The sequence below is a fragment of the Gracilibacillus salitolerans genome (genome assembly GCF_009650095.1).
GTDB classification, from domain to species: Bacteria; Bacillota; Bacilli; order Bacillales; family Amphibacillaceae; genus Gracilibacillus; species Gracilibacillus salitolerans.
In genome coordinates, this window is record NZ_CP045915.1 from 1,644,509 (window position 1) to 1,659,674 (window position 15,166).

Here is a 15,166-nt window from a genome sequence, read left to right on the forward strand (position 1 = left end):
CAAATTTACGACGTCAAGGTGTGACTCAGCTTAGAATATAATAGGTGGGTTATATACATTCATTAAAAAGCATAAAAAAGCCTTTAAGCACATGCTTAAAGGCTTTTCGATTATTACATTAACCTGTATTACGAAGACCAGCTGCCACACCATTAATTGTAAGTAGAGCTTCCATTAACAGCTCATCATATTGATCACTTTCTTCTCCTTGGCTTCGTAACTGTGAAACGAGTTGAACTTGTAGTAAATTCAACGGGTCTACTAAAGGATTACGAAGTCTCACCGAGTCTTTAATGTTTTGACGGTTATCAAGTAATTCTTCTTGTCCGGTTATTTTTATGATGATTTCTTTTGTTTGTGCATATTCCTCTTTGATTGAGTTAAAGATGCGAGAGCTAATTTCATTATCTTGCATCATATTGGCATATTCTTGTGCAGTTTGAATATCTGCTTTTGTTAAGGCCATTTGTAAGTTATTGATTGTTGCGTTAAAGAACGGCCATTTTTCATACATTTTTTTCAATAATTCCAAGTTACCTGTATCATCAAGATATTTCTTAAAGCCAGTACCAGCTGCATACCAAGCTGGGAGTAATTGACGACTTTGAGTCCAGGCGAATACCCATGGGATCGCACGTAAGTCCTCAAAGCGATCACTACCTTTACGTTTCATCGGACGGGAACCAATGTTCAAGTCACCCAGTTCATGTAAAGGAGTTGCCTGGTTGAAGTATTTGATAAATCCTGGATCTTCAAAGACTAATGATTGATATTTCTTTAATGCGTATTCAGAAATAACACTCATCGCATCCACTTCTTCTTGTGAAGGTTTCATGTTAGTATTGTCATCATTTAATCCCATGATACCTGTCAGCAGTGTAGAAGTAGCTTGTTCTAAACTACGATACGCAATATCTTCCAGTAGATAACGGGACGATAATACTTCGCCTTGCTCCGTGATTTTAACTCCGTCACCAAGTGTTACAGCTGGTTGTGATAATAGACTGGAATATAATGGGCCGCCACCACGTCCCAGTGATCCACCACGTCCGTGGAAGTATTTTAATTTCACACCATAGCTAGATGCAATGTCATGAATTTCTTGTTGTGCTTGATATAACTCCCAGTTTGCTGTGATGTTACCGCCATCTTTACTACTATCAGAGTATCCAAGCATTACTTCCTGTAAGTTACCACGAGCACCAAGATGTTTACGATATAAAGGAATATCGAATAATTTTTTAATCATTTCAGGCCCGTTCTTTAAGTCATCAATTGTTTCCAGAAGTGGTGCCACATGAATGCGACTGACTACTTTTCCATCTGGATATACACGATACAGTCCAGCTTCTTTTGCTAGTACTAAAACTTCTAAAAGGTCACTTACGTTGTCCGTCATACTAATTAAATAAACTTCAATTGCACGTAGACCGAATGTGTCTTGTGCCTGCTTGATCATGCGGAAAGTATTAATTACTTCTAATGTTTCAGGACTGTATTCATCATAAATAGAAATAAGTGGACGAGGATTTTCCAGAACAGAAATAAGTGTTTCTACTTTGTCTTCCTCATCTAATGATGAATATTCATCCGCTATACCCACTTCATGGAAAACTTCTGTAAGTGCTGATTCGTGCTCACCACTATGGTTTCGAATGTCTAATGATGCAAGGTGGAATCCGAATAAATCAACTTGGCGAATCACCTTACGTAAAAGCTTTACAGGATTATGATTTGGATGATGGATCTTCATACTTTCACGGATAAGATATAAGTCCTCTAGTAAATTTTCCGCTTTCGCATATCCGCGTTCATCATCTTGCTCTGTATATTCAAGTTTTTTCAGCATAAGTGAAAGTTTAACTCGATATACTTCATCTTCTTTATGCCAACCATTAATGGACAGTTCTTTACGATCTTTTTCAATAGATGATTTTAATTCTTCACTAACTTCTATTTTAGAATCTGAATGACTTAGACGATCTTTTAATGTACTAAGTGCATCTTTATACTTTCTCAATACCAATTCACGATGGCGTTTTAAAGTTTCGAATGTTGTCGTAGCTTTTACATTCGGGTTACCGTCACGGTCACCACCGATCCAGGAACCAAAGCGTAAGAAGGAAGGAATTTGCCAACGTTGATTATATTTTTCAAATAATAAATCTTCAAGATCGTCATGGATTTTAGGTAGAACATCAAATAATACTCGATCAAAATAATATAAACCGTTAGAAACCTCTTTCATAACAGAAGGTTTTTTCTGTCTGATTTCTTGTGTTTGCCATAAGAAAGTTATTTCATTTGCAATACGCTCTTTAATCATTTTTTTCTCATATCTTGTATAGGAATAATCCCATTGTGTTAATAAACGAGCAATTCTTTTATGAATTTGCAAGATAGTTCTTCTGGTTGCCTCTGTTGGGTGTGCGGTCATAATTAGTTCTAATGATAGTTTCTCAAGTAAGTCTGTAATCTGTTCTGGACTTACATTGTTATCAATTAAAGTTTTTACTCCAGCTTCTAGTGAACCAGGTTGAATAATATTCGCATCCTGTGCTTGATACTCCCGACGTCTTCTTGAACGGTAGTTTTGCTCGGCAATGTTTAATATATGCAAGTGAATAGAGAAAGCACGAATAACATTTTTTCTCAAACCTGGTTCCAGCTCGTTAATTTTTTGTTTGATTTTATCTTGAGTGGATGCTTCTTGTGTCTCTCTAAATTCTGTGGAAAGAACACGAATCTCTTTAACCGTTTTTAACAGTGTATCTCCACCTTCATGAAGCAATACATCGTCTAAAATCTTTGTTAAGTATTCGACATCTTTTAGCAATGATACATTGATTTTTTCCTCTGATGTTGTTGCCATATCGTTCCACTTCCTTTCAAAGTTTTCATTCAATTAAGATATTTTTGAATTTTAAGTATGCATTTAATAGTGTCGTGCTTTGAATAGCTTGCAATAGTTGGCTGGAATTGGTTAGAGGACTTAAACTGGACAAACGATTCCGCACTGCCTTAGAATCGTCATAAACTAAAATGAAAATAGTACAAAAAATAGACACATCTATTATCATAACATGAATTTGACAAAAAGAGTAATGATTTCGCTTTATTGTCGTAATTGTCTGAAAATCTGATAATTCTATGTATAATAGTTGAGTCTATTTCTATATTAAGTTTATGATAAATGAAAGAGAAGCGCAAATCATTCAGAAAAAGAGGGGAAAACATGAAACTAGAAGGCGTTCTGCCAGCAGTTCGTAAAATGAAAGATTTTGATTTCATATTAAAAAGTGATCATGAATTATTTATTATATTAGAAACAAGAATTGCCCAATTACAGCAAATCGCCCAATATGCTAGAAAGTTTAACAAAAAGATTCTAGTCCATGCAGATTTAATAAATGGCTTAAAGGTCGATCAATATGGAATGGAATTTTTAGTGCGTCATGTAAAAGTGGATGGTATTATATCTACTAGAGCAAATGTGATTTCGCTGGCAAAGAAAAGCGATATCGTTGCCATTCAACGGCTGTTTGCGATTGATAGCTCAGCAATAGAAAAGAATATTGAACTCATAGAAAAAACAAAACCCGATTATATAGAAGTACTACCGGGAATTATTCCATCTGTAATAAGTGATATTGTACAAAGGACCGGCATCCCTGTGATAGCAGGTGGCCTCATAAAAAAAGATGAGGATATCCAGAATGCTTTACAAAATGGTGCGGTTGCGATCACAACATCAAATAAAGAACTTTTTTAAATTTAAATAAGATAAAGTCTGCTTTGGCCAAAAATGAGTTTTATTGATAGAAATCCGGTTAGCCCAATATTTATTTGGAAGTTTCTAAAGATTGACAGGTGAAATATCGTTGACAGCGTTTTTGTAATAGTATAATATGTAGCCATAAGTTAATAATATTATTGTGGAGAAATGGAGATCCAAACTATATTCGGTATGCGTTAATGATTTTTGAAAACGTCTACCTAATTTTAGTGATGGATCTTTTTTTATTGTTTTGGAGGTGAACGTAGGTCCTTTACCATAATTAGTTTATTAAGTCATTTAATTAAGTTTTGTTTTTAAACAACAAGAAAAATCTAGGAGGTTTCATGATGAAAAAGTTTAAAATTGGGATTTTGTTTTTAATATTAGGGATACTAGTAGCATGTGGTAGCGATGAAAATGAATCAGGTGATAACGATTCTGCATCAAACACAGAACCAAAAGAATTAAGATTAGCACACAACTTAAGTGAGGATCATCCAATCCACCAGGCACTAACAACTTTTGTTGCCAGCGTTGAAGAAAAAACAGACGGTAATATTACTTTTGAAATATTCCCAAATGGTGTTTTGGGAAGTGAATCAGATGTATTAGAGCAAGTACAGAACGGTAGTGTTGATATGACGAAAGTAAGTGCAGGAGCATTAGAGTCTTTCTCAAATGAATACGCTGTGTTTTCATTACCTTATATTTTCACAAGTGATACACACTATAGAAATGTAATGGAGTCTGATATTGTAGAAGAGATTTATCAATCGACTGAAGATAAAGGTTTTGTGGGTGTTTCTTATTTTGATTCAGGTGCCCGTAGTTTCTATACGGTAGATACACCGATTGAAACTCCAGAAGATCTGAAAGGATTAAATATTCGAGTAATGGATAGCCAAACAGCAATTGATATGGTTGATCTTTTAGGTGGTACGCCGACACCATTAGGATACAATGAAATTTATACTTCCTTACAACAAGGAGTTATTGATGGTGCAGAGAGTAATCCGACAGCTTTAACAACAGGTCAGCATGGTGAAGTAGCTAAAAACTTCTCTTATTCAGAACATACGAATATTCCTGATATTTTAGTTGTTAGTACTGATTTATGGAATAGTCTCTCAGATGAAGAACAAGAAATTTTTAAAGAGGCTGCAAATGAAACAAGAGAAGAGCACACAGAGCTATGGAATCAAGCTATTGAAGAAGCTGTAGCAGAAGCAGAAGAAATGGGTGTAGAATTCAATGAAGTGGATAAAGAGCCATTTATCGATTTAGTACAACCATTACATGAAGAATATAAAGAGGATGAAAGATTAGCTGAGATTATTAATGCAATCAACGAACTTGATGAATAAGTTTTTATAACAGGCTGTCTCATAAGAATATAGACTACTCACGCAACGAGGATTAACTTCCATTTCTCGAAAGTTCAGTGAAGACGTATAAATTCTTCTTATGAGACAAGCCTTTCTCAAAAAAAAGTATAAACGGAGATGTCTAGCTCCGAGCGCCCAGTAACTAGCAAACTTCCCTCACCTCCGTATGATAAGTCAACATTGATTCGCTTACAGCTCATCGTGTTTCCTTTATCTCCTACGGTTCAGTCCAGTTTGTACGTTGCTGAACGGGCGCTCTGTGCTTTTCTTATTTATAAATCATGATAAAGAAGGAGAAGTTACTCCATGATCGTAGATAAAATAAAAAAGATGTTGGATCGCGGCATTTTATTTGTAGCTTCCTCATTACTGATCATATTAGTACTAGGAGCCCTGTGGCAGGTTTTTACACGCTATGTATTAAACAATCCAAGTACATTCACCAATGAATTATTAGGATTTTTATTAGTGTGGACTTCCTTATTAGGGGCAAGCTATGCTTTTGGTGCGAATAAGCATTTAGCATTAACATTTGTCACAAATAAATTAACGGGAACGAGAGGAATGATCATTACGGTTATTAACGACATTTTTGTCATTTTTTTCGCAGTCGTTATCTTATTAAAAGGTGGTATGGAAGCTGTTAATATGACAATGTCACAGACTACACCGATCTTAGGTGTGCAAAAAGGGATTGTATATTCCATTTTGCCAATTAGTGGTGTGCTTATTATCTTATATAAATTACTAGGAATTAAAGAGTATAAAAAAATCAGTCAGGAAGAAGGTGGATAAGGTGGATGCAAGTTTATTGGCAACAATCGTTTTATTTGGTTCCTTTTTTGTGTTATTAGTCATAGGCGTACCGATATCAATAGGAATTGGAATATCATCTGTATTAGCTGCATTAACCTTAGTTCCTTTGGATATGATTTCTTTTACGGCAGCTCAAAAACTTTTTCAAGGTATTGATAGTTTCACATTATTAGCCATCATCTTTTTTATGTTATCTGGCAGTATCATGAATAATGGTGGAATTGCTATCCGTTTGATTAATTTAGCAAAGCTATTTGTCGGGCGAATGCCTGGGGCTTTAGCACATACTAATGTTGTAGGTAACATGTTATTTGGTTCTATTTCTGGATCAGCCGTTGCATCCGCAGCAGCTATAGGTAGTGTAATGAGTCCATTGCAAAAAAAGGAAAAATATGATCCTTCTTTCTCTGCAGCAGTAAACATAGCCTCGGCTCCTACAGGTTTATTAATACCTCCAACCACAGCATTTATTGTTTATTCCTTAGTGAGTGGAGGTACATCGATATCGGCCCTGTTTATGGCTGGTTACCTACCAGGGATTTTAATGGGTTTGTCCATTATGGTTGTGGCATATTTTATTGCGAAAAAGGAGAAATATCCTGTATCTGAAAAGGTTACCTTTAAGCAGGGAGTACGTGTCGTACTAGATGCTATTCCAAGTCTTTCTTTAATAGTAGTTGTAATTGGTGGGATTGTAGCGGGGATTTTTACTGCTACAGAAGGTGCTGCCGTTGCGGTATTATATTCTGCTATTCTGGCAGCTATCTATCGAGAAATAAAGATCCCGGAGATTCCGGCAATTTTAAAAGAGGCTATTGTGATGACAGGGATTGTTTTGTTTTTAGTTGGAGCTTCTTCCATTATGTCGTGGGTAATGGCTTATGCAGGCATTCCACAACAAATTACCAATATCTTATTATCCATATCTGAAAATCCAATTATCATCCTTTTGTTAATGAATATTATCCTGCTAGCAGTAGGAATTTTTATGGATATTACACCAGCAATTTTAATCTTTACTCCAATATTTCTTCCTATTGTTACGAACATAGGTATAGATCCGGTTCACTTTGGAGTAATATTAATTTTTAACCTTTGTATCGGTATTACAACTCCACCGGTGGGAAGTGCATTATTTGTTGGAAGTAGTGTTGCCAACGTATCCATTGAATCGGTTGTAAGACCATTGTTTAAACTGTATATACCACTAGTCATAGCCTTATTATTAGTCACTTATTTTGAATGGATAAGTTTATTTATACCTAGGTTGTTTGGCTTGATGTAAATATAAAAAGCGAGGTTTAGTTATGATAAAAAATATTAATTTCAAATTGGATGCAGTTGAAAATAATACCGTTATTTTGCGTGGAGAAGATACGGTTGCCCATGTGTATATTTTAGAAGAAGATGTTTTTAGAGTATTTATCCCAGAGGAACAACATCCCCTACTAAATAGAACATGGACAATTGCACCAGAAGCGGAGGATGTAGCTAAAGAAGGTAGAGATAAATCAGACTTATCGCCGTTTAGTTTACCTGATTTTCAGCTTCATGAATCTCAAAGTGAAATAGAAATTTTCACAAACAAATTAAGAGTTGTGATTGAATTAACCGGCTTGAAATCTCATTGGTTTGCAAAAGCAAATGATCAATGGATCAATATTGCCAACGACAGACAGACACAAAATTATAATTTTAATAAAAGCTTAGGGACAGGTGTTTATCATTATCTGGAGAGAAGCCCTAATGATTATTACTACGGCCTTGGTGAGAAGGGCGGTTCCTTGAATAAAGTTGGAAAACGTTATCGAATGAAGACGATAGATGCGATGGGATATGATGCTGAGCATACAGACCCATTGTACAAACATATCCCTTACTATATAACCTACAATGACGATACAGAAATTGCTTACGGTTTATATTACGATAATTACAGTGATGCTATATTTGATTTAGGTAATGAACTGGATAATTATCATGGGTTATATCGATATTATCATGCGAGTAAAGGTAATTTAGATTATTACTTTATGTTAGGTCCTCGAATAAAAGATGTCGTGGAGACCTTCTCAAGATTAACCGGAAAAACGATCATGCCACCAAAATGGAGTTTAGGCTACTCAGGTTCCACAATGACTTATACCGATGCACCGGACGCACAAGAACAGTTAAAAAAGTTTGTTGAGTCCTGCAAAGAATATGATATTCCTTGTGATTCATTTCAGTTGTCATCTGGTTATACAAGCATCGGAGATAAGCGTTATGTTTTTAATTGGGATTATTCCAAAATTCCTTCACCTGAAGAAATGGTAAAAAACTTCCAGGAAAATGGTATTAAGCTATGCGCAAATATTAAACCGGCATTGTTAAAAGATCACCCACTATATAACGAATTAGCAGAGAATCATTATTTTATTATGTCTCAAGATAGTGATCAACCAGAAATTTCTCAATTCTGGGATGATGTTGGATCTTACTTGGATTTCACTAATTACGAAACCTTTAATTGGTGGAAAGATAAAATAAAAGAACAGCTGCTATCCTATGGAATCGATTCTACATGGAATGACAACAATGAATATGAAATATGGGATGAGAATGCCAAGGCTAATGGGTTTGGAGACCATATTCCGGTAAGTTATATTAAACCGATCCAAACCATGTTAATGATGAAAGCTTCTTATGAAGCACAACGTGAATTTTATCCTGATGTTCGTCCCTATTTAATTTCCCGATCCGGAGCAGCTGGTATGCAGAAATATGTGCAAACTTGGTCTGGGGACAATTTTACAGAATGGAAGACTATCCGCTTCAATATTAAAATGGGTCTAAGTCTCAGCATGAGTGGTGTATATAACTTTGGGCATGATGTGGGAGGTTTTTCAGGTAAAGCTCCTGATCCTGAATTATTAATTCGTTGGATACAAAATGGCATTTTCCATCCGCGCTTTACTATTCATTCTTGGAATGAAGATAAAACTGTAAATGTTCCTTGGATGTATCCGGAGTACTTAGATCAAATCAGAGGGTTAATGAAAGAGCGTGTCAAATGGATTCCATTCCTTTACCAGGCGTTGCATAAGGCACATAAAGTCTACAAGCCAATTTTAACTCCAACATTCTATCAGTTTGATCATGATAAAAAAACATTCGAAGAAAATGATGATTTTATCGTAGGAGATCAATTGTTGATTTGTAATGTGGTAGAGGAGGGGGCACGTCATCGGGCAGTCTATTTACCAGATAACAAACATGGCTGGTACGATCTTAATTCAGACAACTTCTACCAAGGTGGAACAAACTTAACGACTGATGCACCATTGGATACCATTCCTATGTATGCTCAAGCGGGGTCCATTCTTCCCATTAGAGATGGGGAAATAAGCTTTGATAACAATAAAGAAGAGAGAGGCGTGCTCCTTTTCCCCTATAAAGATAATGGGTTAACAGAAGAATATATCTATGAAGATGATGGGCAAACAGTCCATTATAAAGATGGAGAGTATACGTATATCCAAATCCGGATGGAATGTAATGATGAAATGATTGATATTAACACGGAAGTAGATGGAAAATATCAACTACCATATGATAAAGTAACCTTTTACTTGCCAAAAGTAGAAGAAAGAAAAGTGAAGGTAAATGGTCAAATCATCACAAACAATCGTTCTTTTGTATTGAATGTTTAATAGCATTTGAAATCCTTCGATATGGACATGACTGTGATTCACATTCCGATATGATTGAAAATTTAACACATGTGAGAAGATTTGGAAAAGAAAATCATTGACGCTGTTTTATATTGGGTGTATCGTTATAGATAACAAGTTAAAAAATGTGTCGGAGATCAGGAGTCCACACAGCGAGTTGCACACCTTCCTAGGTAATGGTGTGTGATGGCTGTGTGGATTTTTTTTTCTAACACTGCACGTGCATCTCTTGTTGAGGAAACTTACTTTTGGATAAGAGGTGGATCGAAATGTCTGAGTTTTTAGCTGAGTTAATAGGAACGATGATACTGGTTATCTTTGGAGGCGGTGTTGTCGGTGGTGTCGTTTTGAAGAAATCAAAAGCAGAAGGTGCAGGGTGGATCGTCGTCTCAATAGGCTGGGGGTTAGCTGTTGCAATGGGGGTTTATGCTGTAGGGAATGTGTCTGAAGCACATATTAATCCTGCTGTAACTATAGGTTTTGCTGCTATTGGCGAATTTCCATGGGCAAAAGTTCCAATGTATATTACTGCTCAAATGGTTGGGGCGTTTATTGGTGCAGTTATTGTTTTTTTTCAATACTTGCCTCACTGGAAGGAAACGGAAGATACAGCGGCAAAGTTATCTGTCTTTTCTACAGATCCTGCAGTGAAAAGTATACCTTCAAATTTAGTCAGCGAAGTGATTGGAACGTTTGTATTAGTTATGGGACTTCTATTTATCGGTGCCAATCAATTCACAGAAGGTTTAAACCCTGCTATTGTAGGTTTGTTAATTGTAGCAATCGGGATGTCACTAGGAGGAACGACGGGTTATGCTATTAATCCTGCCAGAGACTTAGGACCTCGAATTGCTCATGCTTTGTTACCGATTATTGGAAAAGGTGATTCTAATTGGAGATATGCTTGGATACCAGTAATAGGTCCAATTATCGGTGGCGTTTATGGGGCAGTTTTCTATAATGCTATGTTCATTGGTGAAGTTAGTGGATTGTTTTGGATGATGTCTGTGGTGATAGCAATAATATTGGCAATAGCGTTAACTACAGAATTAAAAAAACATAATGGATCAATAAAATCTGCTAATAACTCCTCTGAAAAAGAAGCAGTTTAATAAGGGAAATACATTTTGGGGAGGAAGTATAATGGAAAAGTTTATTTTATCTATTGATCAGGGGACAACTAGTTCAAGAGCGATCATATTTAATCAGAATGGTGAAATTGTAGAGGTGGCACAAAGAGAATTTGAACAATTCTTTCCGAAATCAGGATGGGTAGAACATGATGCTAATGAAATCTGGACTTCCGTATTATCATGTATTGCAGAAGTTCTCAGAAAAGCAGATATTGAAGCTTCTCAAATTGCTGGAATTGGTATTACCAATCAACGTGAAACGGCAGTAGTTTGGGACAAAGAAACAGGGAAACCAATATATAAAGCAATTGTCTGGCAATCAAGACAGACAGAAGATATTTGTCGAGAATTAAGAGAAGCAGGATTTCAAGATAAGTTTCGAAATAAAACAGGTTTATTAATAGATGCGTATTTCTCAGGCACAAAAGTGAAATGGATTTTGGATAATGTGGAGGGAGCCAGAGAAAAAGCGGACCAAGGCAAATTATTATTCGGTACGATTGATACGTGGTTAATTTACAAACTGACAGGTAGTAAAGTCCATGTAACTGACTATTCTAATGCGTCCAGAACCTTAATGTATAACATTTATGACTTAGAATGGGATCAAGAATTATTAGATATTCTAGGTGTACCGAAGAGTATGTTACCAGAAGTAAAATCATCATCAGAAGTGTATGGTGAAACGGTTGATTATCACTTCTTTGGTCAAAAAGTACCTATTGCTGGAGCGGCAGGAGATCAACAAGCAGCATTGTTCGGTCAAGCGTGTTTTGAGAAAGGTATGGTTAAAAATACGTATGGAACAGGATGTTTCATGCTAATGCACACTGGTGAAAAACCAGTTAAATCTGATCATGGTCTGCTTACCACACTTGCTTGTGGTATTGATGGAAAAGTGGAATATGCACTTGAAGGCAGTATTTTTGTTGCAGGTTCTGCGGTACAGTGGCTAAGAGATGGTTTACGAATGTTTCAAAATGCCAAAGAATCCGAAAACTATGCGTCTAAAGTGGAATCTGCGGACGGTGTATATTTAGTACCGGCATTTGTTGGTTTAGGTACTCCATACTGGGATAGTGATGCACGTGGAGCTGTATTTGGTCTAACACGTGGTACGACAAAAGAGCACTTCATCCGTGCTACTTTGGAATCCATCGCTTATCAAACCAAAGATGTACTCGGCGCCATGATTGAAGATTCCGGGATTGAAGTAAAATCGCTCAGGGTGGATGGCGGAGCTGTAGCGAATAACCTTTTAATGCAATTCCAAAGTGACTTAGTAGATGTTCCTGTAGAAAGACCGGAAGTAATCGAAACAACGGCATCCGGTGCAGCTTATTTAGCGGGATTAGCTGTTGGCTACTGGAATGATAGAGAAGAGATAACAAACCAATGGAAAGTTAATAAACGTTTTGAAAGTGAAATGGATGATAAAGAAAGAAAAGAATTATATGATGGCTGGCAAAAAGCAGTAGAAGCAACAAGAGTATTTAAGTAAAAAAAGTTATGGGGGACTAATCGATGACATTCTCAAGCAAAAAACGTACAGAGACATATCAACAAATGAAAACAGATCCAGTAGATATGATTATTATCGGTGGCGGTATTACAGGTGCAGGCATTGCTCTTGACGCTGTCTTAAGAGGACTAAAAGTTGCCGTTATTGAAATGCAGGATTTTGCAGCAGGTACGTCAAGTAGATCTACTAAGCTTGTTCATGGTGGTTTGCGTTACTTAAAACAATTTGAAGTAAAAATGGTCGCCGAGGTAGGGAAGGAAAGAGAAATTGTTTATGAAAATGGTCCTCATGTGACAACACCTGAATGGATGATGCTTCCATTTTATCAAGAGGGCACTTTCGGTCCTTTTTCAACTAATATCGGATTACGCGTGTATGATTTCCTTGCTGGGGTTAAAAAATCGGAGCGTCGCAAAATGCTTGATCGCAAAGAGGCTTTAAGACGTGAACCATTACTGAAAGATGAAGGTTTAAAAGGCGCAGGATATTATGTAGAATACCGTACGGATGATGCGCGGCTGACGATGGAAGTGATGAAAAAAGCAGTTGAAGAAGGAGCACTTGCTTTAAACTATGCAAAAGTTTCGGATTTGCTTTATGATAACGGTCATGTCAATGGTGTAGAAGTAGTCGACCAGTTAACAAATGAAGTCCATGAAATCAAGGCAAAATATATTGTTAACGCTGCTGGCCCATGGGTAGATACAATCCGTGAGAAAGATAAATCAAAAAAAGGAAAAACATTACAACTTACAAAAGGAATTCATCTTGTCTTCGATCAAACTCGTTTTCCTTTAAAACAAGCGATCTATTTTGATACACCGGATGGCAGAATGGTATTTGCGATTCCTCGAGAGGGTAAGACATATGTAGGAACAACAGATACTGTCTATCAAGGAGATGTCGCACACCCAACCATGACGGAATCAGATAGGGATTATGTGTTAGATGCGATTGATTTTATGTTTCCGGGTCAGAAGATTACAGTGGACGATGTTGAGTCCAGTTGGGCCGGTTTACGACCATTAATTCATGAAGAAGGAAAGGACCCTTCTGAAATTTCACGTAAGGACGAAATTTTCGAATCGGATTCTGGTCTAATTTCGATTGCTGGTGGTAAATTAACAGGATATCGTAAAATGGCGGAACATGTGGTCAATGTTATTCGTGATAAAATGGTTCAGGCAGAGAAAAAAGTCTTTTATCCGAGTGATACGAAACATTTACCGATTTCAGGTGGTGATGTTGGTGGATCGAAAGGGTTTAAAGAATATAAGAATGAGCAAATTACGAAAGGGATAGAATTAGGGTTATCGGAAGAAGAGGCGGAAATCCTTGTCCAGCGTTATGGCTCTAATATACCGGTTGTCTATGATTACTACCAAAAAGCATTAGATAATGAAAATTCCCTTTCCCCCGTAACATATGCTATGCTTCATTATGGAATTGAACATGAAGCAACATGTAAGCCTGTTGACTTCTTCATTCGAAGAACTGGTGCACTATTCTTTGATATTCATTGGGTTAGAAAAGAAAAGGAAGCGGTCATCCACGAAATGCAACAAATATTTAATTGGTCAGATCAAACAAAAGATACGTATACACAGGAGCTAGATCAATTACTTTATGAAGCAGTACATCCAACTAAAAAATAGGGTTGTAATCAAACAGTGGGCTCAGTCTAACAGGCTGAGCCCACCATCATCAAGAGGGCATCTAAAAAATTGAATTCACCTTTTAGGTTTAAATGTATCTAAAAAGTGGAAAAATTAAATAGATTTCGATAGTATGAAAGTAAATGAAGCAGAGGTGATAGGTAGATGAAAAAAGTGATAAACAATGCCAATCATGTGGTTCATGAAATGTTAGACGGATTAGTTGCTGCATATCCAGATTCTTTGAAAAGGCTTCCAGGAACAACTGTCATTACCAGAAGTGATGCTCCAGTACAGGGAAAAGTAGGTATTGTAAGTGGTGGTGGGAGTGGTCATGAGCCAGCTCATGCAGGATACGTTGGCAGAGGTATGTTAGATGCAGCTGTAGCAGGGGAAGTATTTACTTCGCCAACTCCTGACCAGATTATAGAAGCGATTAAAGCGGTGGACAGTGGAAACGGTGTTCTTTTAATCATCAAAAATTATACCGGTGATGTCATGAATTTTGAAATGGCACAAGAGATGGCAGAAATGGAAGGAATAAACGTAGACAGAGTGATTGTTAATGATGATGTAGCAGTAGAAGATAGTACCTTTACTGTAGGTAGAAGAGGCATAGCTGGCACTATTTTTGTACATAAAATAGCTGGAGCTATGGCAGACACAGGGGCATCGCTTCTAGAAGTGAAAGCTGCCGCAGAGAAAACAATCGTCAATGTTCGATCCATGGGTGTGGCATTATCATCTTGTACTCTACCTGCTGCTGGAAAGCCAAGCTTTACATTAGCCGATGACGAAATGGAAATAGGTATTGGTATCCATGGTGAGCCAGGAATTGAACGTGTACCATTGGAGGAAGCGGATAGACTTACTACTATTTTAGTCAATAAGATTTTGCAAGATATAGATTATGAACAAGAAGAAGTCGCAGTAATGGTAAACGGCTTAGGGGCAACACCCGAAATGGAATTACATATCGTAAATAGAAAGCTTTCTCAGCTTTTAAAGGAAAAAGATATTGCGGTGTACAAAAACTGGGTAGGAGAATATATGACATCTCTTGATATGGAGGGATTCTCCGTAACATTATTAAAATTGGATAGTGAATTAAAAAGTCTTTTAGTTAAAGATGTTAAAACAATCGCATTTCAAGTGTAAAAGGAG

10 protein-coding genes are annotated in these 15,166 nt (G+C 36.8%); 9 read left to right on the forward strand and 1 reads right to left on the reverse strand.

Translation table 11 applies throughout. From position 1 onward, the window contains the following. Positions 1–118: 118 nt before the first annotated feature. On the reverse strand, positions 119–2,872 hold the full coding sequence (gene ppc / locus GI584_RS07740; RefSeq protein ID WP_153790856.1) for a phosphoenolpyruvate carboxylase: 2,754 nt from the start codon (positions 2,870–2,872) through the stop codon (positions 119–121). A gap of 363 nt (positions 2,873–3,235) precedes the next feature. Between ppc and GI584_RS07745 the strand changes: the two genes are divergently transcribed. The 9 genes from GI584_RS07745 to dhaK all read left to right on the forward strand — a co-directional run bounded on the left by GI584_RS07745 (position 3,236) and on the right by dhaK (position 15,160). Next, positions 3,236–3,772, forward strand: a complete 537-nt coding sequence (locus GI584_RS07745) for a glycerol-3-phosphate responsive antiterminator (RefSeq protein WP_153790857.1) — start codon at positions 3,236–3,238, stop codon at positions 3,770–3,772. A 353-nt stretch (positions 3,773–4,125) separates the two neighbouring features. Next, positions 4,126–5,142 (forward strand): TRAP transporter substrate-binding protein, encoded by a 1,017-nt coding sequence (locus GI584_RS07750; RefSeq protein WP_194842155.1) that lies wholly within the window; start codon positions 4,126–4,128, stop codon positions 5,140–5,142. 327 nt (positions 5,143–5,469) lie between these two features. Continuing rightward, a complete protein-coding gene (locus GI584_RS07755; protein ID WP_194842156.1) occupies positions 5,470–5,958 on the forward strand; it encodes a TRAP transporter small permease in 489 nt (162 codons plus the stop codon). A 1-nt stretch (position 5,959) separates the two neighbouring features. Beyond that, entirely contained in the window at positions 5,960–7,264 is a 1,305-nt protein-coding gene (locus GI584_RS07760; RefSeq protein WP_100361221.1) for a TRAP transporter large permease, read from the forward strand. 22 nt (positions 7,265–7,286) lie between these two features. Further along, positions 7,287–9,671, forward strand: a complete 2,385-nt coding sequence (locus tag GI584_RS07765) for a glycoside hydrolase family 31 protein (RefSeq protein WP_153790858.1) — start codon at positions 7,287–7,289, stop codon at positions 9,669–9,671. Between the two features lie 290 nt (positions 9,672–9,961). Next, the gene (locus tag GI584_RS07770; protein ID WP_153790859.1) at positions 9,962–10,804 is read left to right on the forward strand and encodes an MIP/aquaporin family protein; all 843 of its coding nucleotides are present in this window, start codon (positions 9,962–9,964) and stop codon (positions 10,802–10,804) included. 31 nt (positions 10,805–10,835) lie between these two features. Further along, positions 10,836–12,326 (forward strand): glycerol kinase GlpK, encoded by a 1,491-nt coding sequence (glpK, locus tag GI584_RS07775; protein WP_153790860.1) that lies wholly within the window; start codon positions 10,836–10,838, stop codon positions 12,324–12,326. Between the two features lie 23 nt (positions 12,327–12,349). Beyond that, positions 12,350–14,002 (forward strand): glycerol-3-phosphate dehydrogenase/oxidase, encoded by a 1,653-nt coding sequence (locus GI584_RS07780; protein WP_153790861.1) that lies wholly within the window; start codon positions 12,350–12,352, stop codon positions 14,000–14,002. A 165-nt stretch (positions 14,003–14,167) separates the two neighbouring features. Continuing rightward, a complete protein-coding gene (dhaK, locus tag GI584_RS07785) occupies positions 14,168–15,160 on the forward strand; it encodes a dihydroxyacetone kinase subunit DhaK (RefSeq protein ID WP_153790862.1) in 993 nt (330 codons plus the stop codon). Positions 15,161–15,166: the final 6 nt, after the last annotated feature.